General features: G+C 63.8%; 21 protein-coding genes. 14 read left to right on the forward strand and 7 right to left on the reverse strand.

Annotated elements, in window-relative coordinates; all coding sequences use genetic code 11:
* The first annotated feature begins 49 nt into the window (after nucleotides 1–49).
* From paaA to ACVW1B_RS05870, 11 genes are all read left to right on the forward strand, one after another.
* The gene (gene paaA / locus ACVW1B_RS05820) at nucleotides 50–1,042 is read left to right on the forward strand and encodes a 1,2-phenylacetyl-CoA epoxidase subunit PaaA (RefSeq protein ID WP_456781226.1); all 993 of its coding nucleotides are present in this window, start codon (nucleotides 50–52) and stop codon (nucleotides 1,040–1,042) included.
* 12 nt (nucleotides 1,043–1,054) lie between these two features.
* Complete coding sequence (paaB, locus tag ACVW1B_RS05825) at nucleotides 1,055–1,342, forward strand: 1,2-phenylacetyl-CoA epoxidase subunit PaaB (RefSeq protein ID WP_016842890.1); 288 nt, start codon at nucleotides 1,055–1,057, stop codon at nucleotides 1,340–1,342.
* Between the two features lie 143 nt (nucleotides 1,343–1,485).
* The gene (paaC, locus tag ACVW1B_RS05830; protein WP_456781225.1) at nucleotides 1,486–2,262 is read left to right on the forward strand and encodes a 1,2-phenylacetyl-CoA epoxidase subunit PaaC; all 777 of its coding nucleotides are present in this window, start codon (nucleotides 1,486–1,488) and stop codon (nucleotides 2,260–2,262) included.
* Complete coding sequence (gene paaD, locus ACVW1B_RS05835) at nucleotides 2,256–2,759, forward strand: 1,2-phenylacetyl-CoA epoxidase subunit PaaD (protein ID WP_456821329.1); 504 nt, start codon at nucleotides 2,256–2,258, stop codon at nucleotides 2,757–2,759. The genes paaC and paaD overlap by 7 nt, the downstream gene beginning before the upstream one ends.
* A gap of 128 nt (nucleotides 2,760–2,887) precedes the next feature.
* Nucleotides 2,888–3,967, forward strand: coding sequence for a 1,2-phenylacetyl-CoA epoxidase subunit PaaE (gene paaE, locus ACVW1B_RS05840; protein ID WP_456781224.1), 1,080 nt, complete (start codon nucleotides 2,888–2,890; stop codon nucleotides 3,965–3,967).
* 177 nt (nucleotides 3,968–4,144) lie between these two features.
* Nucleotides 4,145–4,600 carry a hydroxyphenylacetyl-CoA thioesterase PaaI gene (paaI, locus tag ACVW1B_RS05845; protein ID WP_456781223.1) on the forward strand — a complete coding sequence of 152 codons (456 nt, stop codon included), beginning with the start codon at nucleotides 4,145–4,147 and terminating at the stop codon, nucleotides 4,598–4,600.
* Between the two features lie 20 nt (nucleotides 4,601–4,620).
* Complete coding sequence (gene paaK / locus ACVW1B_RS05850; RefSeq protein ID WP_456781222.1) at nucleotides 4,621–5,952, forward strand: phenylacetate--CoA ligase PaaK; 1,332 nt, start codon at nucleotides 4,621–4,623, stop codon at nucleotides 5,950–5,952.
* 32 nt (nucleotides 5,953–5,984) lie between these two features.
* Nucleotides 5,985–7,415, forward strand: coding sequence for an indoleacetamide hydrolase (iaaH, locus tag ACVW1B_RS05855; protein WP_456821330.1), 1,431 nt, complete (start codon nucleotides 5,985–5,987; stop codon nucleotides 7,413–7,415).
* 103 nt (nucleotides 7,416–7,518) lie between these two features.
* The gene (locus tag ACVW1B_RS05860) at nucleotides 7,519–8,553 is read left to right on the forward strand and encodes a quinone oxidoreductase family protein (RefSeq protein ID WP_456821331.1); all 1,035 of its coding nucleotides are present in this window, start codon (nucleotides 7,519–7,521) and stop codon (nucleotides 8,551–8,553) included.
* 145 nt (nucleotides 8,554–8,698) lie between these two features.
* Nucleotides 8,699–9,754, forward strand: a complete 1,056-nt coding sequence (locus tag ACVW1B_RS05865; protein ID WP_456781218.1) for a YeeE/YedE family protein — start codon at nucleotides 8,699–8,701, stop codon at nucleotides 9,752–9,754.
* A 138-nt stretch (nucleotides 9,755–9,892) separates the two neighbouring features.
* A complete protein-coding gene (locus ACVW1B_RS05870; protein WP_253607763.1) occupies nucleotides 9,893–11,332 on the forward strand; it encodes an IS1182 family transposase in 1,440 nt (479 codons plus the stop codon).
* A gap of 64 nt (nucleotides 11,333–11,396) precedes the next feature.
* On the opposite strand, the gene ACVW1B_RS05875 is transcribed toward ACVW1B_RS05870, so the two are convergent.
* Nucleotides 11,397–12,977 (reverse strand): winged helix-turn-helix domain-containing tetratricopeptide repeat protein, encoded by a 1,581-nt coding sequence (locus ACVW1B_RS05875; RefSeq protein ID WP_253609645.1) that lies wholly within the window; start codon nucleotides 12,975–12,977, stop codon nucleotides 11,397–11,399.
* Between the two features lie 157 nt (nucleotides 12,978–13,134).
* Here ACVW1B_RS05875 and ACVW1B_RS05880 point away from each other — a divergent pair, with 157 nt between their 5' ends.
* On the forward strand, nucleotides 13,135–13,458 hold the full coding sequence (locus ACVW1B_RS05880) for a DUF1127 domain-containing protein (RefSeq protein ID WP_256558770.1): 324 nt from the start codon (nucleotides 13,135–13,137) through the stop codon (nucleotides 13,456–13,458).
* Nucleotides 13,459–13,614: 156 nt separating this feature from the next.
* On the opposite strand, the gene ACVW1B_RS05885 is transcribed toward ACVW1B_RS05880, so the two are convergent.
* From ACVW1B_RS05885 to ACVW1B_RS05895, 3 genes are all read right to left on the reverse strand, one after another.
* On the reverse strand, nucleotides 13,615–14,982 hold the full coding sequence (locus ACVW1B_RS05885; RefSeq protein ID WP_310883540.1) for an IS1182 family transposase: 1,368 nt from the start codon (nucleotides 14,980–14,982) through the stop codon (nucleotides 13,615–13,617).
* A 205-nt stretch (nucleotides 14,983–15,187) separates the two neighbouring features.
* Nucleotides 15,188–16,537, reverse strand: coding sequence for an IS701 family transposase (locus ACVW1B_RS05890; protein ID WP_253605578.1), 1,350 nt, complete (start codon nucleotides 16,535–16,537; stop codon nucleotides 15,188–15,190).
* A gap of 65 nt (nucleotides 16,538–16,602) precedes the next feature.
* A complete protein-coding gene (locus ACVW1B_RS05895) occupies nucleotides 16,603–17,544 on the reverse strand; it encodes a DMT family transporter (protein ID WP_092083273.1) in 942 nt (313 codons plus the stop codon).
* 47 nt (nucleotides 17,545–17,591) lie between these two features.
* On the opposite strand from ACVW1B_RS05895, the gene pdxR reads away from it, so the two are divergent.
* Both pdxR and ACVW1B_RS05905 read left to right on the forward strand, forming a co-directional pair.
* Nucleotides 17,592–19,076 (forward strand): MocR-like pyridoxine biosynthesis transcription factor PdxR, encoded by a 1,485-nt coding sequence (gene pdxR / locus ACVW1B_RS05900; protein WP_456781217.1) that lies wholly within the window; start codon nucleotides 17,592–17,594, stop codon nucleotides 19,074–19,076.
* 166 nt (nucleotides 19,077–19,242) lie between these two features.
* Nucleotides 19,243–20,559, forward strand: coding sequence for an ISNCY family transposase (locus tag ACVW1B_RS05905; RefSeq protein WP_456821332.1), 1,317 nt, complete (start codon nucleotides 19,243–19,245; stop codon nucleotides 20,557–20,559).
* Nucleotides 20,560–20,826: 267 nt separating this feature from the next.
* On the opposite strand, the gene ACVW1B_RS05910 is transcribed toward ACVW1B_RS05905, so the two are convergent.
* Genes ACVW1B_RS05910 through ACVW1B_RS05920 form a run of 3 tightly spaced genes read right to left on the reverse strand, consistent with a single transcriptional unit; the run spans nucleotide 20,827 to nucleotide 24,073 of the window.
* Entirely contained in the window at nucleotides 20,827–22,047 is a 1,221-nt protein-coding gene (locus ACVW1B_RS05910; protein ID WP_456821333.1) for a bifunctional alpha/beta hydrolase/OsmC family protein, read from the reverse strand.
* A 28-nt stretch (nucleotides 22,048–22,075) separates the two neighbouring features.
* Complete coding sequence (locus ACVW1B_RS05915; RefSeq protein WP_456781215.1) at nucleotides 22,076–22,738, reverse strand: sulfite oxidase-like oxidoreductase; 663 nt, start codon at nucleotides 22,736–22,738, stop codon at nucleotides 22,076–22,078.
* A gap of 12 nt (nucleotides 22,739–22,750) precedes the next feature.
* Nucleotides 22,751–24,073: an MFS transporter gene (locus ACVW1B_RS05920; protein WP_456821334.1), complete on the reverse strand. Its 1,323-nt coding sequence runs from the start codon at nucleotides 24,071–24,073 to the stop codon at nucleotides 22,751–22,753.
* Between the last annotated feature and the right edge of the window lie 67 nt (nucleotides 24,074–24,140).

Genomic DNA, 24,140 nt, shown 5'->3' on the forward strand with positions numbered 1-24,140 from the left:
AAAATTTGTGTTATACATTGCTGCCTAACAACACATTGGGAGGTCGGCCATGTACACGCAGGCGCTCAACTCATCCGACGGCGACGATCGCGGCGTCGAGGATGCCGCCCGTGCCAGTCAGTTCCAGGCCCGCATCGATGCCGACGAGCGCATCGAGCCGAACGACTGGATGCCCGCCGCCTACCGCAAGACGCTGACGCGGCAGATTTCCCAGCACGCCCATTCCGAAATCGTCGGCATGCTCCCCGAGGGCAACTGGATCACCCGCGCGCCGTCGCTGCGCCGCAAGGCTGCGCTGCTCGCCAAGGTGCAGGACGAATGCGGCCACGGCCTCTATCTCTACGCCGCCGCCGAGACGCTCGGCACCTCGCGCGAGGAGCTGGTCGATGCGATGCTATCGAGCAAGGCGAAATATTCCTCGATCTTCAATTATCCGACGCTGACCTGGGCCGACATCGGCACCATCGGCTGGCTGGTCGACGGCGCGGCGATCATGAACCAGATCCCGCTGTGCCGCTGCTCCTACGGCCCCTATGCGCGCGCGATGATCCGCGTCTGCAAGGAGGAATCGTTCCACCAGCGCCAGGGCTTTGAGATCATGGTGACGCTGTGCCGCGGCACCGCGGAGCAGAAGGCGATGGCGCAGAACGCGCTCGATCGCTGGTGGTGGCCGGTGCTGATGATGTTCGGTCCGCCGGACCAGGTCAGCCAGCACAGCGACACCTCGACCAAATGGAAGATCAAGCGCTTCTCCAACGACGAGCTGCGCCAGAAATTCATCGACGCCACCGTCCCGCAGGCCGAATTCCTGGGCCTGACGATCCCCGATCCCGGCATGAAGCAGAACGCAAACGGCAATTGGGAACACAGCCCGATCGACTGGGACGAGTTCAAGCAGGTGCTGGCAGGCAACGGCCCCTGCAATCGCGATCGTCTCGCCGCGCGCCGCAAGGCGCATGAGGAGGGTGCCTGGGTGCGCGAGGCCGCGATGGCCTATGCCGAGAAGCGCAAGCGCCGCCAGCTCGCGCAAGCCGCAGAATAAGGGAGCGCCGAGATGGCCACGCCGAACGTTCCGCTCTGGGAAGTCTTCATCCGCAGCCGCAATGGCCTGGCGCACAAGCATGTCGGCTCGCTGCACGCGGCCGACGCGACGCTCGCCCTGCAGGCCGCGCGCGACATCTACACCCGCCGCGGCGAGGGGCTGTCGATCTGGGTGGTGCCCTCGAACGCGATCACCGCGTCCGATCCGTCCGAGAAGGGCATGATGTTCGAGCCGGCGGAATCCAAGATCTACCGCCACCCGACCTTCTACGACGTCCCCGACGAAGTCGGGCACATGTGAATTTCACCCGTCATGGTGAGGAGGCGCGCAGCGCCGTCTCGAACCATGACGCCCGATCGTAACCGCGGCCATCCTTCGAGACGCCTGCTGCGCAGGCTCCTCAGGATGACGTCGAGCAAGTGGATGCAGGTGGAATAGAGAACATGGCGACCGTCAACATCGAAGTCTCCGAAACGCCGCTGGTGCTCTACGCGCTGCGCCGCGCCGACGACGCGCTGATCCTCGGCCATCGGCTGTCCGAATGGTGCGGCCATGCGCCCGCCATGGAAGAGGACATGGCGCTCGCCAATATGGGCCTCGACCTGCTCGGTCAGGCTCGTGAGCTCTACACCTACGCGGCCAAGGTCGAAGGCCGAGGCAACGACGAAGACAAGTTCGCCTATCTGCGCGACGTCAGGCAGTATCGCAATCTGCTGCTTGTCGAGCAGCCGAACGGCGGCTTTGCTCGCACCATGGTGCGGCAATTCTTCTACGCGGCATTCGCCGATCTCTACTGGCGCGCGATGATGGCCTCGTCCGATCCGACGCTCGCCGCGATCGCGGCGAAGTCGGAGAAGGAGAGCGCCTATCATGTCAGGCATTCGTCGGAATGGATCGTCCGTCTCGGCGACGGCACCGAGGAGAGCCATCGCCGCGCGCAGGATGCGATCGACGACCTCTGGGCCTATACCGGCGAGATGTTCGCGGTGGACGATGGTGAGCGCAGCCTGATCGACGCCGGCATCGCGATCGATCCCGCGGCGCTGCAGCCGCGCTGGCGGAAGACGGTCACCGGCATCATCAAAGAGGCGACGCTGTCGTTGCCGAAGAGCGATTGGATGCAGCAGGGCGGCCGCAGTGGCAGCCACAGCGAACATCTCGGCCATCTCCTCAGCGAGCTGCAATCGATGCAGCGGACCTTTCCGGGGGCAACATGGTGACCGTCGCGCTCAGCGATGCCGATCTGCGCCGGCGCGCCTGGAGCGTGGCCGCGCAGGTGGTCGATCCCGAAATCCCGGTGCTGACCATCGCCGATCTCGGCGTACTGCGCGATGTCGCGGTCCACGACGGTCATGTCGAGGTCGCGATCACGCCGACCTATTCCGGCTGTCCCGCCATGAACATGATCGCGCTCGAGATTGAGCTCGCGCTGGAGCGCGAAGGCATTCATAGGCCGAAGGTCCGCACCGTGCTGTCGCCGGCCTGGACCACCGACTGGATGAGCGAGGACGGCCGCCGCAAGCTGAAGGAGTACGGCATCGCGCCGCCGCTGCCGGGCTCCTCGCGCCGCGCGCTGTTCGGCGAGCAGGCGGTCGCGTGCCCGCAGTGTGGCTCGGGAGATACCGAGCTGCTCTCCGAATTCGGCTCGACTTCCTGCAAGGCGCTGTGGCGCTGCAAGAGCTGCCGTGAACCCTTCGATTACTTCAAGTGTCATTGACTATGATGTCGTTATTTGCCGCCAAGGCCGTCATTGCGAGCGAAGCGAAGCAATCCATGCTTCGGCGTACGCTGAGCGATGGATTGCTTCGTCGCTTCGCTCCTCGCAATGACGGGGAGAGATAAGCGATGTCCCTTACGCCACGATTCCACCGCCTATCCGTTAGCGACCTGCGCCGCGAGGCGTCGGACGCAATCTCGATGACCTTTGCGATCCCCGACGATCTGCAAGGCGACTACCGCTTCACCCCGGGCCAGTATCTGACGCTGCGCACCACGATGGACGGCGAGGAGGTTCGCCGGTCCTATTCGATCTGCTCCGGTCCCGACGACGGCGAATTGCGCATCGCAGTGAAGAAGGTCGACGGCGGCGCATTCTCGAACTGGGCGGCCGAGGAATTGAAGCCCGGCGACGAGCTCGACGTGATGACGCCGACCGGCCGTTTCGGCGTCGCCCACGCGCCGGGCGAGGCGCGGACCTATGTCGGCTTTGCCGCCGGTAGCGGCATCACGCCGATCCTCTCGATCATCAAGGGCGTGCTGGCGCGCGAGCCGGACAGCCGCTTCTTCCTTTTCTACGGCAACCGTTCGACCGAAGGCGTCATGTTTCGCGAGGCGTTGGAGGAGCTGAAGGACCGCTTCATGCAGCGGCTCTCGGTATTCCACGTCATCTCGGGCGAGGAGCAGGACATCCCGATCCTGCACGGCAGGCTCGACGGCGAGAAAGTGCGTGTGCTGCTGCGCTCGCTGGTGCCGGCCGAGACGGTCGATCACGTCTTCGTCTGCGGTCCGGCCGCGATGAGCGAGACCATCGAGGCGACCTGCCGCGAGATCGGCATCGCCGACGAGCGTATCCATGTCGAACGCTTCGTGTCGGAATTCGGCGGCAAGCCGCGGGCGAAGGTCGTCGTTCCGGCCGGCGCGCCGCCGAAGGCGATTGCCGGGCTGATCATCGACGGCAAGCGCCGCGAGGTCCCGGTGGCCGACGGCGAGTCGATCCTCGACGCCGCGCTGCGCGCCGGCATGGACCTGCCGTTCGCCTGCAAGGGCGGCATGTGCTCGACCTGCCGCGCCAAGCTGGTCGAAGGCGAGGCGCCGATGGACCTGAACTATTCGCTGGAGCCGTGGGAGCTGAAGGCGGGGTTCATCCTCACCTGCCAGGCCAAGCCGTGCTCTGAGAAGGTCGTGGTCGACTACGACCACGTCTAGTTGTTGATTGTCATTCCGGGGCGCGAAGCGAACCCGGAATCTCGAGATTCCGGGTTCGATGCTGACGCATCGTCCCGGAATGACGGAAGTAGCGTTGACGCCTCGCGCGTCACGCCCAACACTGACGCTTGACACCAAGAGGCCCTCCGCAACGGGCCCGCGCACAGGGAGTTCGATGTGAACGTGAAGGCCACGCTATCGCCCGAGGATGTCGCCCGCGCCTGCGCGGACGCGATGTGGAAGGAAGACGACGCCAGCAAGGGTCTCGGCATGGAACTCGTCGAGATCAGGCCGGGGCAGGCGGTGATGGCGATGACGGTGCAGCCGCACATGGTCAACGGCCAGCGCATCTGTCATGGCGGCTACATCTTCACGCTGGCCGATTCAGCCTTCGCCTTTGCCTGCAACAGCCGCAACGATCGCGCGGTGGCGGCGCAGGGCAACGTCACTTTCATCCGGCCCGGCAAGCTCGGGGATCGTCTGGTGGCGACCGCGCGCGAGATCTCGCGCAATGGCCGCTCGGGAATCTACGACGTGAGCGTGACCTCCGGCGACAGCGTGATCGCCGAATTCCGCGGGCATTCGCGCGTGATACCGGGCACCTGGCTGCCCGACACGGACATCAAGGCATAAAGGCTTCAGGGGAAACGTCGATGGCAACGGCAAAGCTCAAGGTCAAGGACAGCGGTTATCACGCCGAGCTCGATGCGGCCGAGCGCGCCTCGCGCGACGAGATCATGGCGCTGCAGACCAGGCGGCTGGCCTGGTCGCTCAAGCATGCCTATGACAATGTCGCGCACTACAGGAAAGCGTTCGATGCCGCCGGCGTGCATCCGTCCGATTTCAGGCAGCTGCCCGATCTCGCCAAATTTCCGTTCACGGTGAAGACCGATCTGCGCGACAATTATCCCTTCAATATGTTCGCGGTGCCGCGCGAGCAATTGGTGCGGGTCCATGCCTCCTCGGGCACGACCGGCAAGCCGATCGTGGTCGGCTACACCAGGGCCGACATCGACACCTGGGCGGATGTGATGGCGCGCTCGATCCGCGCCGCCGGCGGCCGCACCGGCATGCTGATGCACAACGCCTATGGCTACGGCCTGTTCACCGGCGGCCTCGGCGCGCATTACGGCGCCGAGCGGCTCGGCTGCACGGTGATCCCGATCTCCGGCGGCATGACCGAGCGGCAGGTGCAGCTCATCAACGACTTCCGGCCCGACATCATCACGGTGACGCCGAGCTACATGCTGGCGATCCTCGACGAGTTCAAGCGGCAGGGCCTCGATCCGCGCAAATCGTCGCTGAAGTTCGGCATCTTCGGTGCCGAACCCTGGACCAACGCGATGCGAGTCGAGATCGAGCAGGCGTTCGACATGGACGCCACTGACATCTATGGCTTGTCGGAGGTGATCGGTCCCGGCGTCGCGCAGGAATGCGTGGAGACCAAGGACGGCCTGCACATCTGGGAGGACCACTTCTATCCGGAGGTGATCGATCCCCTGACCGGCGAGGTGCTGCCCGACGGCGAGAAGGGCGAGCTGGTGTTCACCTCGCTGACCAAGGAAGCCTTCCCGATCATCCGCTACCGCACCCGCGATCTGACGCGGCTGTTGCCCGGCACGGCGCGGCCCGGCATGCGGCGAATGGAGAAGGTGACCGGCCGCTCCGACGACATGATCATCCTGCGCGGCGTCAATGTGTTCCCGACCCAGATCGAGGAAGCGCTGCTGGCGACCGACTGGTGCGGCGGTCATTTTGTCATCGAGCTGACCCGTGAGGGCCGCATGGATGAGATGACGGTGCTCGCCGAAGCCCGGCCCGAGAGCTGGGATGGCGAAGGGCTGGTTGTTCACGCCGAGAAGGTCTCCGCCTTCATCAAGAACACGATCGGCATCTCGACCCGCGTCCGCGTCGTTGCGCCCGAGACGCTGGAGCGTTCGCTCGGCAAGGCGAAACGAGTTTACGACAAGCGGCCGAAAGAATAGCCTAATCCCTGCAATTCAACAGGGCGCAGGGTATGGCCGACACCAATGAAACGACCGCTGCGGGGATCCTGGCTGATATCCGCGCCGGCAAGGTAACGGCGGTCAGTGTCGTCGAGGCCGCGCTCGATCGTGCGGAGCGGCTCAAGCACCTCAACGCCTTCATTGTGCTGAACCGCGACGGCGCGCTTGCTGCGGCGCGCGAGGTCGATGCCGGGACGCGGACCGGAGTGCTGGCCGGGCTTCCGATCGTCGTGAAGGACAATATCAACACATCAGATCTGCCGACATCGGGCGGCACGCCGGCGCTGCAACACGCGCGGCCTGCGCGCAACGCGCCGTCGCTGCAAAAGCTGCTCGATGCGGGTGCCGTCGTCATCGGCAAGACCAATCTGCACGAGCTTGCCTTCGGCATCACCAGTACCAATCTCGCACCGTTCACAGGACCGGTGCGGAATCCGTACGACACGAGCCGGATCCCGGGCGGGTCGTCCGGCGGAACGTCGGCGGCGATCGCCGCGCGCATCGCCACCTGTGGCCTCGGATCGGACACCGGCGGCTCGACCCGCGTGCCCGCCGCGCTGACCGGGACCGTCGGCCTTCGGCCTTCGGTCGGCAATGGCGGCGCCGAGCGGCGTTATCACGACGACAACCAGGTGGTTCCGATCAGCCATACCCGCGACACCGTCGGCCCGATGGGACGCACGGTCGCCGATGTCGCGCTGCTCGATGCCGTGATGACAGGCACGCCGCTGGCAACGAGCATCCCGCTACGCGGCGTGCGTCTCGGCATTCCCGCCTGCTTCTGGAGCGGCCTCGATCGCGATGTCGAAGCCGTCGCCCGCGCAGCCTGCGCCCGGCTCTCGGCGGCCGGCGCGGTGTTGGTCGATGTCGATATGCCCGATCTGTTTGAGCAGAACGGCAAGGTGTCCTTCGTGGTCGCGCTGCACGAACCGATCGCCGATATCCCGGCCTGGCTTGCCGCTTCAGGGATCGAGGGGATCACGCTGTCCGACATCGCGGCCGGCGTCGCCAGTCCTGATGTCGTCGGCGCATTCGGTGCCATCACTACGGACGCGTTCGGCGCCGCCTATGATGATGCAATCAACGTGCAGCGGCCGGCGCTGCAGGCGATCTATGCCACCTACATCAGGAACAACAGGCTGGACGCCATCCTGTTTCCGACCACGGTCGCGCCCGCGCCGCTGATCGACGAAAAGACCGGGTCCGGCGAGATGTCGGTCAATGGCGGCGCGCCGGTGCCGACCTTCGGCACCATGATCCGCAACACCGATCCCGGCAGCAATGCCGGCCTTCCCGGGCTGTCGCTCTATGCCGGCATGACGTCCGATGGCCTGCCGGTTGGGCTCGAGCTCGACGGTCCGGTCGGAAGCGATGCCAGGCTGCTCGGGCTCGGCCTGTCGATCGAGGCGATCCTGGGCACGGCCCCGCCGCCGAAGCTCTGACACCGCCGGCCGCAACAAGCCCCTTGAATTGATCGGTCAGTCGATTAGTCATGACCGGAGGCCACTTGGCCGCCACCATCCGCGCGCTTCAACAGCGCGCTTCATGACCAGGACTGGAACGCTGATGCCGCCGGCCCCGCAAGCAAACCGTCATCCTGTCGACGCCCGCTGCGTGCGTCTGCTGACGAAGGCGGAGAACGCGGCGGCGGTGGCGCCAGTGGTCGAGACCCTTGCGTTGTCGCGCGGGGCGGACGATCTGCTCATCGAGGTGAGGGCCGCCGCGGTCAATCCGTCCGACGTCAAGGCCGCGACCGGGCTGATGCCCTATGCCATATTCCCGCGTACCTCGGGCCGCGACTACGCCGGTGTCGTAATCGATGGTCCCGCTGAATTCATCGGGCGCGACGTGTTCGGCTCGTCCGGCGACCTCGGCATCCGCCGCGACGGCACCCATGCCACGCATCTGGTGGTCGAGCGCGATGCCGTGGTGGAAAAGCCCGCCGGCATCTCCTGGGACGAAGCCGCCGGGATCGGCGTGCCCTTCGTCACCGCGATGGAAGGCCTGCGCCGCGCCGGCCTGCCGAAGGCGGGCGAGACCGTGCTGGTGATGGGCGTCAACGGCAAGGTTGGTCAGGCCGCGGTGCAGATCGCGAGCTGGCACGGTGCGCGCGTGATCGGCGTGGTGCGCAAGAGCGAGCCTTATGAAGGCCACAGCAATTCGCCGGTCGAGGTGATCGACGCCTCGACCACCGACGTCGCCGCTCGCGTGCGCGAGCTGACCGGCGGCAAGGGCGCCGACATCGTCTACAACACGGTCGGCGATCCCTATTTCCAGGCCGCGCACAAGTCGCTGGCGCTGCGCGGCCGCCAGATCCTGATCGCGGCGGTCGACCGCATCGTGCAGTTCAACATCCTCGAATTCTACCGCGGCCAGCATTCCTATGTCGGCATCGACACGCTTGCGCTGTCGTCGGTTGCGACCGGCGAGGTGTTGCGCGAGCTCGCGCCGGGCTTTGCCGGCGGACATCTGAAGCCATTCCCGATCAAGCCGAGCGCGATCTATCCGCTGGAACAGGCCAAGGCGGCGTTTGTTGCCGTGGCAGGCTCGTCGCGCGACCGCGTGATTTTGCGACCCTAGTTCACCGTCATTGCGAGGAGCGAAGCGACGAAGCAATCCATTCTCTCCAGTGTGATAGTATGGATTGCTTCGCGGAGCCTGTCATCCGGCGGCGCTTCGCGCCGACCGGTTGGCTCGCAATGACGAACGTAATTGAAGGACTATTATGGACCCCGCCACGATCGTCATCATCGCCGCCCTGATCATCGGCCTGATCTATGGCTCGGTCGGGCTGCTCAGCGGCTTCTGCATGATGAGCGGCCTGCGCGGCTGGTGGGCGGAGGGCGACGGCCGCCTGGCGCGCACCTATGCGCTGGCGATGGGCGTCGCGATCGCGGCCTCGCAGCTGTTGGCGGCGGCAGGCCTCGTCGATCTCGGCAAGTCGATCTATCTGCAGCCGTCCTTCTCGGCGCCGGTGATGTTCCTCGGCGGGCTGCTGTTCGGCTACGGCATGGTGCTGTCGAATGGCTGCGGTTCGCGGGCACTGGTGCTGCTCGGGCGCGGCAATCTGCGCTCCTTCGTGGTCGTGATCGTGCTCGGCATTTTCGCCGAGATGACGCTGAAGGGCCTGATCGCCCCGGGGCGGATCGCGATGGTGCAGGCGTCACAGGCCACGGTGTCAGCCAATTCGGTGCCGGCGCTATTGGCGGACATCGGCCTCGGCGCGGTGCCAGCGCGGATGGTGGCGGCCTCGGTTCTCGCAGCCGTCCTGATCATCTTCGCCTTTGCCCATGCGCCATTCCGCAAGTCGCCGGGCCAGATCGCGGCCGGCTTGATCGTCGGCCTGCTGGTGGCGGGGGGCTGGTACGCGACCGGCTATCTCGGCGCCGATGATTTCAATCCGGTGCCGGTGACGTCGCTGACCTTCATCGCGCCGATCGCCGACGCCCTGCAATACGTCATGCTGTCGACCGGCTCGACGCTCAATTTCGGCATCGTCACCGTGTTCGGCGTGTTCGCCGGCAGCCTGATCACGGCCATCGCCACCGGGCGCTTCCAGCTCGAAGGCTACCGGTCGCCACAGCATATGCTGCGCTCGGCGAGCGGCGCCGCATTGATGGGCGCGGGCGGCGTGATGGCGTTCGGCTGCTCGGTCGGGCAGGGGCTGACCGGATTGTCGACGCTGTCGCTGTCGTCCCTCATCGCGATCGCCGGCATCATGCTCGGCACCGGCGCCGGCCTGCGCGGGAGCTTGCGGGTCAGGCCGCTTGCGACGGCCTAGGCGTGTACTCATAACCGTCGGCTTCCCGTCATAAAGCGGAAGTTGCCCGGTTCGGTAGTTATCGGCGGCTTATGACCCTGGCTGTGTGAAAACGCTGGGCTGCTGTTATGATTCTCCTGTGATTCTTTGGGGGAATCGATGAGGCGCTTCGTTGAAGAGGCGGATCGTGGACAGCGGTCGCTGTTGCCCGAATGCCTCGATGACTTCATTGACGAGAGCAACCCTGTTCGCGTGATCGACGTATTTGTCGATGCGCTCGGTTTGGCTGAGATGGGCTTTGAGGGTGTGGAGCCGGCGGCCACCGGTCGGCCGTCGTACCATCCCTCGGTGCTCCTGAAGCTTTACATTTACGGTTATCTGAACCGGGTACAGTCGAGCCGGCGGCTGGAACGAGAGGCCGGGCGCAACGTCGAGGTGATGTGGCTGCTGGGTCGGCTCGCTCCCGATCACAAGACGATTGCGGACTTCCGCAAGGACAACGGCCTGGCGCTGCGCAGGGTATGTGCGCGCTTCGTCGAACTCTGCCGAGAGATGGGTCTGCTGGCGACGGCGAGCGTCGCCATCGATGGCAGCAAGTTCAAGGCCGTGAACAACCGGGACAGGAACTTCACGCGCGCGAAGATGGAGCGACGGCGTGCTCAGTTGGAGGAGAGCGTCGCGCGCTATCTGAGCCAACTTGACACGGCCGACCGCCAGGAGCCGACCGAGGCCCTGGCCACGAAGGTGACGAGGCTTACCGAGAAGCTGACGAAACTGAAGGAGGAAATGGGCAAGCTTGCCGTCTACGAGAAGCAGATGCTTGCGTCACCCGACCAGCAAATCTCCCTGACCGACCCCGACAGCCGCTCGATGGCGACGAGCGGGCGCGGCTCTGGTGTTGTCGGCTACAACGTACAGGTCGCCGTAGACACCGAACACCATCTGATTGTGACGCACGAGGTGACGAACAGCGGCTCGGATCGGGCACAACTTGCCAATATGGCCAAGCGGGCGAAGGCTGTTCTGAAGACTGAGACGCTCGAAGCTGTAGCCGATCGCGGCTACTTCAACAGCCCAGAGATCCTTGCGTGCCACGAAGCGGGCATCACGGTAACTCTGCCCAAACCGCTAACGTCCGGCGCTAAGGCAGACGGACGCTTCGGTAAACAGGACTTTGCCTATTTGCCAGAGGAGGACGTCTATCGCTGCCCGGCCGGGGAGCGGCTATCATATCGCTATACGAATGAAGAAGACAGCAAGGTGCTGCGGCGCTACTGGACCACGGCCTGTCAAAGCTGTTCGCTCAAGACCCAATGCACGCCTGGGTCAGAACGGCGGATTACGCGATGGGAGCATGAGCATCTGCTCGAGGCTGTGCAGCAGCGCCTTGATGCAAGCCCGCACGCCATGCGTCAGCGCCGCGAAACTGTCGAGCATCCGTTCGGCACCATGAAGGCCCGCATGGGAGCGACACACTTCCTCACCAAAACGCTTCCGAAAGTGGCGGCCGAAATGGCGCTCTCCGTCCTGGCCTACAATCTGACACGGGTCATGAACATCGTCGGGATCAAGCCGCTGATGGCTGCGATCGCGGCATGACACCAATCCAGTCCCGACTGCCTCGGGACTGGCGTTTTTACACGACCAAGACCCATCTGCGACATTACCCCTCCGGTACTCCTGCCAATCGCATGCCCTCATAAATGCGCTCACGTTTGGCGAGATAAGCTGGATTATCGGTCGACGGGCTAGCGCGGAAGCGGCGGATGCTGAAATTAGGTTGAAGCGCGAGGCCTGCTTGCGCGGCGGCCCGCGCGTCATCGAGTGCTCCAAGCAGTGCTAGGGCAGCGGCGAGCCCAAGATGCGCAAACGGATAATTTCGGTTGGCGTCGATGCTCCTGCGGAGCCAACAGACGGCTTCCTTGTCGGCACTAAGTTGCAACTTAGCGAAGCCGACATACTGCATCCACATGAAGGCATGAATGTCGCGGGGAGACAGGCGGAGTGCCTCTAGGACATGCGCCTCAGTCTCCCCGCCGCGACCGAGGAAAATCTTGGCTTGACCGATTAACCCGTGCGCATGGGCCAGATTTCGGTCCAGCCCCAAAGCGTGTTGTAGTTCATCAATGCCCTCGGACACGCGGTTCGTGAAAATTTTTGCTGTTCCCAAATGTAAGTGAGCCAAGGGGTGGCTCGGCGCGAGGGTCAGGACATGCATAACGGCCACTTCTGCCACGGTAAGGTACTTCATCCGATTGTCGGTCATGTAGCCGGCACCAACAGTGCCATCAACATGCGCTAAGCCCAGACGCGCTTCGATATTGCCGGGATCAAGCGTCAGGGCGCGCTCGAAAAAGTGGCGCGCCTGCAAGATATATTCGGAAGTCAAGCCCATATTGAGCTTAGCTCTGCCCTGGAAGTACAACTCCATTGAATTGGGATGCGCCGAACGTTGTGCTCTCATGGCCTCGGCTGCGACGAGCTGCGCGTCCAAGGAGTTAGCTAGCCTAGATATGATCTCGTCTTGCATATCGAACAGATCGGCGACGGGTTTGTCAAAGCGGTCCGCCCATAAATGCGTGCCGGTTTCAGCGTCTATCAGCTGCACGTTGACGCGAAGTCGGCTTTCGTGGCGCTGTACGGAGCCTTCTAGCACATACCGGATGTTCAACTCGCGACCGATTTGCTTGAGGTCAGCCGCTTTGCCCTTGTAGGTGAATGCGGTGTGTCGCCCGATCACCAAGGAGCCGCTGATCCGCGACAAATCCGTAGTGAGGCTTTCCGTCACACCATCGACGAAGTAGTCTTGGTCCGGGTCGTCGCTGAGGTTAGCAAATGGCAACACAACAATGGAAAGACGAGGCGGTGATGCCGGCCTTTGCACCGCGCCGTCGTTCTGCACCGCCGAACTGACCGACGCAGTTGAGAGCTTCCGCCCTTCGTGCACTGCGCCAACGAAGCGGAAGCCTTTGCGCGGCAATGTTTTGATTAGGCGCTGCTTATCACCATCGTCACCGATCGCGGCCCGAGCGGCATTCAGGCGGGTTGTCAGCGCGGCATCAGAGACGATGCGTCCATTCCAAACGGCGCTGATGAGATCGTCCTTGCTAACGACGCGCTCTCTGTGCCGGATCAAATATTGGAGTAGATCGAAGACCTGTGGCGCGATGGGAACAGGGATCGTCCCGCGATGTAGCTCGCGACGGTCAGTATCGAATGCGTACTCCTCGAAGAAATAGCGCATCTCAGGATCCCTTAGGCGGCCCTCTATTTTCAGGCTTTAACGCTGTTCGGGGGCAAAGAATAAGCCGGAGGTAAGGAAAATGTAAGCCGGATGTCAGGCGCGGTGGCTCACCGTACGGCATGTTCATCCTGTGAAAAAGCAGACAGGACGTACCGCAATGAGCACGGTCCACGAGATCACCAAGTTTCAGCATCCAGCAACTACTAACCAGCCGGTCTATAGTCCGCTCGAAGCCTACTGGCAGGCATTTCAGATGTGGCGCAAACGCCGGAGGCTGCAGACGGAATTATGCCGCCTGACGGACCGCGAGCTAATGGATATTGGCACGACGCGAAGCGAGATTGACTACGTCGTGTCGAACAGAGATATCGACCCGAGAGGCATACTAGCCGAATGGGTCCAATACCTGCCAACAGCAGACGGCCAAATCCACCCACATTGGGACAAGCACCTCTCAGAAACACGCGTCAAACCTCGCTAGTGCAATGCGCGGAAACGATCGCGGTCTGCTACAAGCCGTTATGGCTGCTTCTGGCCGATTTTGTTGCAAAAGTCGGCTGCTCGCGATGGATTGTTCGGCCATCTCGCCAAGGACGACCGGCTTTGGTTTGCCGGCCCTGACGCTCTCTACGCAACTCTACGCGGTGTACACCGTGTGTGCCGGTGGCGGCCGCGCGACCAGGCTCGCGAGCCGCCGTAGGTTCTGAGCGATGGCGGCCAGAACAAACTCATCCTGGGCGCCTCGTGGGCCACGCAGTCGCAGTCGGCCGAGCCTCAGGATGCGCTTCAGGTGTGCGAACCGCATCTCAATCTTCTTTCGCTCACGTCGCGACTGTTCAAAGGCCTCGGTGCCAGCGAAGGAGCGTGCAACGTCTCGGGCGCGCTCATGGACGTCGCGCGGGATCTTGCGTGAGGGCTCCTTTGGGCAGCACTGCGGTTTGAGCGGGCAAACATCGCAGTCGAGCTTGCTTGCGCGGTACAAGAGCGTCTTGCCCTCGTGTGCTGTGCCGCTTGTCCCGAGCCGCTTTCCGCCTGGGCAGTGGTAGACGTCGCCGGCCGGATCATATCGAAAGTCGTTGCGCGAGAAGGTGCCATCCTCGCGCTTTGACTTGTCGATGACCGGAATGTGTGGCGCGATGTCCTTCTCTACCAGCCAGTTCAGCATCGGCGCCGATCCATAAGCGGTATCGGCCGCGAGCCGCTCCGGCTTGAGGCCAAAACGTTCCTCTGTTCGTTCGATCATTGTCTTTGCGGTACCGACTTCGGCTTGCCGAATGGCACGAGACGCCTCGACGTCCAAGATGACGCCGAACTTCATGTCGATGAGATAGTTGTCAGAGTAGGCGAAGAATGCCGCCCCTTTGTGTGCGCCGGTCCACTGCGCCGCGGGATCGGATGGCGAGACGAACTTCGGCACAACCTCCGTAGCGGCACCCCATGCCGTGTCTTCGAGAGTCGCCAGATACTCCTTCACGGCGCGGCTGGACCTCGCCGGATCGCGATCCCTGCGCCAATCCTGACCCGCGATCGAGCGCCGCTTGTTGGCGTCGGCCGCAATCAGGCTCGCATCAACTGCAAAGCCTTCACCACCAACCAGACCGGCCGCAATACACGCCTCGACGACCCGCTCAAACACATGGCGAAAAACATCTCCCTCGCGGAAACGCTCGTTGCGGGCACGCGAGAACGCTGAATGGTCGGGAATAGCATCTTCGATGCCAAGCCTGCAGAACCAGCGATAGGCGAGGTTCACCTGTACTTCGCGGCAGATCAATCGCTCCGAGCGGATCGCAAAGACATACCCCACCACCAGCATCCGGATCATCAGTTCAGGGTCGATCGACGGACGACCCATGGACGCATAATGGGACGCAAGCTCGCCGCGAAGCCACGACAGATCGAGAGCAGCATCGATCGTCCGCACCAAATGATCTTCGGGGACCGCATCGCCAAGACGAAACTCGTAGAACAGTTGACCTTGGTCACTCTTCAGACGGCCCATCATGGATCGACCTCGCCGAGAATCGCGTCAACACAACGGAATCATCGTTCGAGGCCTCACTCAACCGACTTTTGCAACAAAATCGGCCCAAGGCCGACATGCAGCGCGTCGGTTTCGACGTCAGCTTCCGAGACCGAAGCGGACGTGACGAATCTATGAGTACAGGCCCTAACACTACTTTGGCAGATTGTGTTTTCGCCGCTGTTTTTCACGGATCTGCTTTCGGCAATATGGGCACTGCTGAGACGGCGGCCGAAGGATGAGATCGACGATGGCGTGACGTACGGCTGGCATGGTTGGCTGAGGCGGAGGCCCGTTGATTCTTTTTTTTCCGCCCCGCGTATGCGAGGCGACGATGTTGCAGGAAGGCGTAGGCAATCATTGTCATCAAGGCGTGGCGATGAAGACCTTGCCATGATCGCCCTTCGAAGTGATCAAGTCCAAGTTCCTCCTTCAACTGCTGATGCGCCTGCTCACAAATCCACCGTGCCTTGATGGTGGCGGCCAGCGTGCGCAGATCCGTCGCCGCCGGAAGGTTGGCCAGATAGTATTTCTTCTCCCCGGACGCACGTTGCTCGCCAATGAGCCAGGCTTCGTCGCCTGGGAGATGCTGCTGACCTTTATCCCATATCCGCTGCGGAGGGCCGTCGGCGGTCCGGACACGGAGAGCAGCAAATTGGGCTTTCAGCCGACCTTTCGTCCCGCTACGCCAACTCACGGTTTTCCATTTGGCGCTGGCGAGCATTTGTTCTGCGGCAATCGATAAGATATCGGGCACGTGGTGCTTTCGTGGTTTTCCGCGGACTTTGGTAATCGGCCAAATGAGCTTCACATCGACCGGATACACTTTCTGGTGCCGAGGGATACCGACAGCCCAGGTCAGCCCGCGCTCTGTTAGCCCTTGTCGAAACGGTGCGCTGAGGCCGTATCCTGCATCCGCCAGCACACATCCAAAGCGCACGTTGGCTGCCATCGCGCGGTCAATCTCGGCTAGAGCAATCTCGGGCTTGGACCGTGCCGTTCGATGTTCGACTGGCACGCGAGCGCGCTTCAAACGAGATATGTCGCTTGTCCAACTGTCAGGCAGAAAGAGACGTAACGCGACCATCACGGGCACTTCGCCGCGAGCAAGCGTCAAAGACACCAGCGTTTGGCAATTTGCCGTTTTACCGAGAGCCGACGCGTATTGAGCCGCAACACCGACCGAGCGCTCACCCTTCTTGGGAAGTGAGGTGTCATCAATAACCAGCACCGCATCCCTGCCGCCGACAAGTCGGTCCGCCTGGTTGAGCAGCTCTGTCTCCAGCGGCGTCGCGTCCCAGACACCGTCCGCAATGAAATGGTGCAACTGGTCGTAGTTGCTCGTGGCAAGGCGTTCCGCCATCGGCTGAACGCTCTTGCGATCGCCCGGACCGATCAATCCCGCAACATACAGAGGACACATCCGCTGCCGGGTCTTATGACCCAGCCGGTCCAAGAACGGCATCAGCCAGCGTTCGAGTTCGTCTTCCCATCCGGGCATGGTCAGCCCTCCCAGAGCCGACCACCCATGAATCATTGAAAAATTGATTCGGGAATCCTATAAAACGCGGCAAAATCAACAATCTGCCAAAGTAGTGCTAATTACGCACGCGACGGCGCGTCCGCGAGCGAACTCAGCGCGATGCCGCCGACGATCAGCGCCGCGGCGATCGCCAGCGAAAGATCGATCGGCTCGCCGAGCAAGAGTGCCGCGGTCACGATGCCGACGATCGGCGTTGCCGTGGTGCCGAGCGAGGTGGTCAGCGCCGGCAGGCTCTTGTTGACAACGGACATCGCCCAATAGGCCAGCGCCGTGCCGATGAAGCCGGAATAGAGAAACAGCAGCAGGAGGTGTGGCGACCAGGTCACCTCGGGCACGCCTTCGGTGACCAGCGCCGACGTCGTCAGCACCAGCGTCGCGACCAGCACCTGCCACAGCAACAGCTGCAGCGGCGTCGCGATCCAGCGGTGCGAGCGGATATAGATGATGTTCGCGGCCCAGCAGATTGCGGCGATGATGATCATGCCGGCGCCGGCGAGGACATGCAGATTGCTCCAGTCCAGCGACGCCGGGTTGAGGATCACGCAGAGGCCGGCGAGACCGGAGGCGACGCCAATCAGCTTCAATGTCCCGAGCCGTTCCGTCCGCGCGGCGCCTGCTGCGAGCGCGACCCAGAGCGGCGTGGTGTAGCCGAGCACGACGCCTTTGCTGGCCGGGAGATAGCGCAGGCCGGCGGCGACCAGCGTCGAGAAGAACGTCATGTGCAGCAGCGCCACGCTGAGCACGACCGGGACATCGGCGATCCGCGGAATGATCAAATTGCCGCTGGCGCGCAGGATGACCAGCAGGGCGATCAGGGCGACCCAGCTGCGGATCGAGGCGGTCCACAGCGGCGGCACCGCCTCGACCAGCGATTTCGTGACCGACCAGTTGATGCCCCAGGCCAGCACCACGACGATGAATAGGGCGGCGGCCCTGGCGGGGGAGAGGGACCGGTTCACGGCAGAATCCTTGCGGGCGATACCGCTTGTGAATAGGATCATGCTGGCTCTCTCGAAAGGGCCAGATTTTGTAGAATGAGGGAGCCAGATTGATCCTCGCCGAATTGCTCGCGCTGAAGCGATCGGACGACGCCGGGCTGGCCGCGCAGTTGACCCAGCAGCTGCGCGCGCTGATGGCGAGCGGCCGGATCAGGAGCGGCGCCATGCTGCCGTCGAGCCGCAGCCTTGCGGCCGAGCTCGACGTGGCGCGCAACACCGTAACGCATGCCTATGAGCAGCTCGTCGCCGAAGGGTATCTACGGGTCGCGGCGCGGCGGCGGCCGGTTGTGACCGACGACATCGAGGCGCGCTTCGCCAAGGCTCTGCCTGCGCCACGCCGTGATGCCGCCCGCAAACCGTTGCTGTCGCCCTGGGCCTTGCAGCTCTCCGATAGCGATTGGCCGCTGTCCTACCAGGCGGATTTCCGGCCGCTCCGTCCCGGGCTTGCGGATGCGCGCGAGTTTCCGCACGAGATCTGGGCGCGCTGCCTGCGTCGCAGCGCATTGCGCCGCCGCTTCAATGACCAGACCGTGGTCAACCGGTCGAGCCTGCGCGAAGCCTTGTGCGATTATCTCGAAGTCAGCCGCGGCGTGCGCGCCGAGGCCGATCAGATCCTGATCCTGCCGACGGCGCAGGCGGCGCTGACGCTGATCGCCGCGACCACCATCGTCGCCGGCGATGCGGTCTGGACCGAGGATCCCGGCTATCCCGGAGCGGCGGCGGCGTTTCGTGCCGCCGGTGCCGACGTCGTCGGTGTCAGGCTCGATCAATGGGGCATGATGCGGATGCGCGCGACGCGCGCGCCGAAGCTTATCTTCGCGACCCCGTCACATCAGCACCCTACAGGGCGCGTGATGCCGGTCGCACGCCGCACCGAGCTGTTGGCTTCCGCCGAGCCCGGCAAGACCTGGATCGTCGAGGACGATTACGACGGCGAGTTTCACTATGACAGCCGGCCGATGCCGGCGCTGCAGGGGCTCGATCGCGAGGGACGCGTGCTCTATCTCGGCACCTTCGCCAAGGCGATGACCGCCGATATCCGCATCGGCTATCTGGTGGTGCCGCCATCACTGGCGCGGACGATGGAGATCGCGCAGCGGCATCTCGGGCTGATCGCCTCCGTGCATGTCCAGGAGGCGCTGGCCAGCTTCATGGCCGACGGGTATTTCCTGGCGCATGTCAGGCGGATGCGGCGGATCTATCGCGCGCGCCGCGACCACCTCGCGGCGGCGCTGGCGCGGCAGCTCGGCGAGGTGCTCACCGCCGAGGTGCCGCCGGGCGGCATGCAGCTGATTGCCCGTTTCAAGGATGGCCGTGCGGACCGGGATGCTGTGACGCGCCTGGTGGTCGCCGGCGTCGAGGTGCGCGCACTGTCGAGCCTCGCGCTGGGGCGGCCGCGCGACCACGGCCTGTTGCTCGGCTTCGCCGCCTGGCGCGAGAACGAGATCGGCGCCGCGGTGCGGATCATGGCGAACTGCCTGACCGGCAAGAGCGCGGCGCGTGGAGAGAGGGGCGTTCGCACGATTTCGGAATAATGGAAGAATATCCCTGAGTTGCCCGACGTGTCAAGTTGCTTGGTCGAACGTGTCAGTAGCTCGTGATCTGTCGCCTGTTTGTAGCTCGTGAAGTGTCGTGTTTTCGGTGCTCCGGAACAAAGGGGGCGCGATGGGCACGGCATCCATTCACGAGGGTGTACGACGGATGCGGTTTTCAGATTTGCTGGATCGGACGGAGGCGAAGGAACTGACGCAGGAGGCAGCATCGGAGGTTCTTGGGATCAGTGTTCGGACGTTTCAACGCTGGGCGGAGCGCTATGAGGCGGAGGGCGACGACGGGCTGGTCGACCGCCGGCTGGGGCGTCGTTCGCCACGGCGGGCGCCGGAGGAGGAACTGGAACGAATGCTTGCGCTGTACCGGGACAAGTACGCGGACTTCACGGTGAAGCACTTCCACGAGCAGATGCAAAAGCGGCATGATTATGTGCTGGGCTATACGGTGACGAAGCTGGCGCTGCACGCGGCAGGGCTGGTGCGGAAGGCTCCGAAGCGTTCGGCGCACCGCAAGAAGCGGCCGCGGCGGCCGCTTCGGGGCATGCTGCTGCACCAGGACGGATCGCGCCACGTTTGGATCGAAGGCCTGCCCGCGAGGGACCTGATCGTCACGATGGACGATGCGACCAGCGAGATCTACTCGATGGTGCTGGTCGAGGAAGAAGGAACGGCCTCGACCTTCCAGGCCTTGCGCGAAGTGATTGGCGAGCATGGCCTGTTCTGCGCGCTCTACACCGACCGCGGCAGCCATTATTTCCTGACCCCAAAAGCTGGCGAGAAGATCTCGAAGACGCAACAAACCCAGGTGGGACGGGCTTTGTCGCATCTTGGGATCGAGCATATCGCAGCCTATTCGCCGCAGGCGCGCGGGCGCTCCGAGCGGGTGTTCGGCACCTTGCAGGACCGGCTGCCGAAGGAGCTGCGGCTTGCCGGGATCACGACGGTTGAGGCTGCCAACGCGTGGCTGAAGGCGCATTACATCCCCGGGCACAACGCCGCGTTTGCGATCAAGCCCGAACAGGAAGGCTCGGCATTCGTGGCCGACCGGCATGAGGCCTGGCGCGAGGCGCTGTGCGTGATCGAGGAGCGAACCGTCGCCAACGACAATACCGTTGCATGGAACGGTCGGCGGCTGCAGTTGCCGGAGAGCCGGCTAAGACCTCACTTCGTCAAGGCCTTGGTGCGGCTACATGAGTATCCCGATGGCACCGTCAGCGTGTTCCTTGGACCGCATCGATTGGCGAGGTTTGCGCCTGACGGACAGCAGATCAGCCCCGACGCGCCTCAGCCTGGCGGCGTGCTCGGAGCCGTCAAGGACAAGCCCTGGCGGGCGCGCAAGCGCGCGTCCTTGACCGCTCCTGCGCGCGCCGCCGTCGAGACAGCGCGGGTCGGGACGGAGAAACGGGCTTCAAGTCGAACAAAGAAACTCACCCACAGGGCTAAAACCGCCACAACAGCCGTGGCATGATCAATCAGGGAAAGCCGTCCCCGCCTTCCGGCTCCCCTGCAAATCAGAAACGAAGGCGACAGATCACGAGCTACAAAAACACGACATCTTCACCCGCTACGGACAGTTGCCTTCGAGCGCCGTGCCTTCGAGCGCCGGCGGCCGCCGGCACCTTTGCATGGGGTTGTTTTCGATATTTTTCAGCACGCCCCTGCGACGGCCCCCGTGCGGGAGAGGGACGCCGCCCAGATGCTGCTACGGCTCGGCCTTTCCCGCTGCGTCGCGGGCTCACTCCGCCGCCCTGGTGACGATCCGTATCTCCGACGTCAGCGTCTTGTGCACCGGGCACTTGTCGGCGATCTCCATCAGCCGCTTGCGCTGGTCGGCGTCGAGTTCGCCCTCGATCCTGATGACGCGGTCGATCTGGTCGAGCATGCCCTCGCGGGTCTCGCACTCCTCGCAATCCTTCGCGTAGATCTTGCTGTGCGTCAGCGTTACGGTGACGCGATCGAGCGGCAGCGACTTGCGGTCGGCATACATCCGCATCGTCATCGAGGTGCAGGCGCCTAGCCCGGCCAGCACGAAGTCGTACGGCCCGGGGCCGGAATCCTGACCGCCGACGGCGATCGGCTCGTCGGCCAGCATGCGATGCGGGCCTGCCGTGACGATCTGCTGAAACTTGCCGGCGCGGGTCTCCTGCACCACGACGTTGCGCGGCGCAGTGCCGGTATCTGCCGCCGGCTGCGGCGCGATATCGATGTAGCGTTCGGCCCAGGCGCCGATCACGTCGGCGACATAGGCGGCATCCTGTTTGCCGCTCAAGAGATGGTCGGCCTCGGCCAGCGAGACGAAGCTCTTGGGGTGCCTGGCGGCGCTGAAGATATGCGTGGCGTTGTCGATGCCGACGGTGTCGTCGGTCGGCGAATGCATGATCAGCAGCGCCTTGTGCAGCTGCTTCACCTGCGCCATCAACTTCTGCTCGGCGACGTCGTCGAGGAATTCGCGCTTGATGCGGAACGGGCGGCCCGCGAGCGAGACTTCGCCTTCGCCCTGGGTGCGGATGTCCTCGATCCGGTCCCTGAAGAAATGCGTGACATGGACGGGATCTGACGGCGCGGCGATGGTCGCGACCGCCTTGGCCTCGGGGATTTGACCCGCGGCGGCGAGGATCGCGGCGCCGCCCAGGCTGTGGCCGATCAGGATCGCGGGTGCCTTGTGCGTCGCGCGCAAATGGTCGGCGGCGCGGACCAGATCGGCGACGTTCGACGAGAAGGTCGAGTTGGCGAACTCGCCCTCGCTGGAGCCCAGACCGGTGAAGTCGAAGCGCAGCGTGGCGATGCCCTTGGCCGCGAGCGCGACCGCGATGCGCTTCGCGGCCAGCACGTCCTTGCCGCAGGTGAAGCAGTGCGCGAACAGCGCATAGGCCTTGATCGGCCCGTCGGGCGTGTCAAGCGCGGCGGCCAGCTGATGGCCGCCAACACCGGTGAATTGAAAGCGTTCGTGCGGCACGGGCAGGCTCCATCATTCTGTTGGTGTGTCAGTCGTCAGAATAGCGCTGTTCGGCCCAGGGATCACCGCGATTGTGATAGCCACGGACCTCCCAGAAGCCGGGCGCATCCTCGGTGAGGAATTCGATGCGCTGCAGCCACTTCGCGCTCTTCCAGAAATAGAGGTGGGGCACCACGAGCCGCACCGGGCCGCCATGCTCCTGCTCCAGCGGCTTGCCCGACCAGCTATGGGCGAGCAGCGCGTCCTCGGCGGCGAAGTCCTCGATCGGCAGGTTTGTCGTATAGCCGTCATAGGAATGCAGCGCGACGAAGCGCGCGTCCTCGCGCGGCTGGCAGGCGGCGAGCAGGTCGCTTATGGCGAGCCCTTCCCACTGGTTGTCGTAGCGCGACCAGGTCGTGACGCAGTGAATGTCGGAGACGAATTGCGTTTGCGGCTGCGCCATGAACTGCTGCCAGGTCCAGTAGATGGTCTGCTCGACCGCGCCGTAGACGTCGAGCCGCCAGCGCTCCTGGGAGATGTTCGGCATCAGCCCGAGATCGAGCACCGGCCAATCCGCCGTCAGATGCTGGCCCGGCGGCAGGCGCTGCTCCTCCGGGCGGGTGACCTTGCCGGTGAGGAATTTGCCTTCGCGCGCCCAACGCTGCTTGCTGCGCGTCAGCTTGCTCTCGGGCGGTTCGTTATCGTCGGTCATCGCGTCAGGCCATCATTCGTGGCGGTGCATCGCGGAGTCGCGCTTGGTATCGCGCATCGTCGAGTAGATCAGCAGCGACAGGAAGATCATGCCGCTGAGATAGTAGTAGAACCAGTCCTCATGCCCGGTGCTCTTGAAATAGAGCGCGACCGCCGGCGCGGTGCCGCCGAAGATCGACACCGTGATGGCGTAGGGCAGGCCGACGCCGAGCGCGCGGACGTTGGTCGGAAACAGCTCGGCCTTCACGATCGCGTTGATCGAGGTGTAGCCGGCGACGAAGATCCAGGCGCCGCAGATCAGAAGGAAGGCCATGAACGGCGACTTGGTATCCTTCAGCGCGGTCAGGATCGGGATCGTGCCGAGCGTGCCGGCGATGCCGAAGAAGATCAGCAGCGGCTTGCGGCCGATTTTATCGGAGAGCCCGCCATAGATCGGTTGCAGAATGGTCGCGAAGATCAGCGAGCCGAAGATCACGAAGGTGGTCTGGTCCTCGGTGAGGCCGACCGACAGCTTCACGAAGGTCTGCATGTAGGTGGTGAAGGTATAGAACGCCGCGGTGCCGCCGGCGGTGAGGCCGACCACCAGCAGCAATTCGCGCGGATAGTTCAACAGGCCGACGATCGAGCCGGTCGGCTTGGAAACCTTCTTGGCCTCCTCGAAGGCCTCGGTCTCATGCAGGCTGCGGCGCATCACCGCCGCGACGATCGCGAGCATGGCGCCGATCACGAACGGAATCCGCCAGCCCCAGGCCTTCAGCTCGTCCGGCATCAAAAACACCTTTTGCAGCAACAGCAGCACGATGATCGCGGTGAGCTGGCCGCCGATCAGCGTGACGTACTGAAAGCTGGAGTAGAAGCCGCGGTGCTTGGGATCGGCGACCTCGCTGAGATAGGTGGCGCTCGCGCCATATTCGCCGCCGAGGCTCAGGCCCTCGATCACGCGGGCCAGCGCCAGGATCGCCGGGGCTGCGATGCCGATCGAGGCATAGGTCGGCGTCACCGCGATGATCAGCGAGCCGAAGCACATGCAGACCACCGAGAGCGTCAACGACAGCCGCCGGCCATAGCGGTCGGCGATGAAGCCGAACAGCCAGCCGCCGAGCGGGCGCATCAGGAAGGTCGCGGCAAACAGCACGGCGGCATTGAGCTGCTGCACCACCGGATCGCTGTGCGGGAAGAACGCCGGCGCGAAATACAGCGCAAACGCCGTGTAGGCGTAGAAATCGTACCACTCGACGAGATTGCCGACCGAGCCGATGAAGATCGCCTTCACCCGCCGCTCGACGTCGTGGATGTCGAGATGATCGCTCGCGGGCTGAGCGGTTTGTTCGGACATGGCATTGCTCCCGGACTCGTCGGTTCGATTCCGGGGCAAGCTACCTCATTGGGTGACGTGATGTAAC

It is taken from the genome of Bradyrhizobium sp. USDA 4502, from assembly GCF_054063355.1.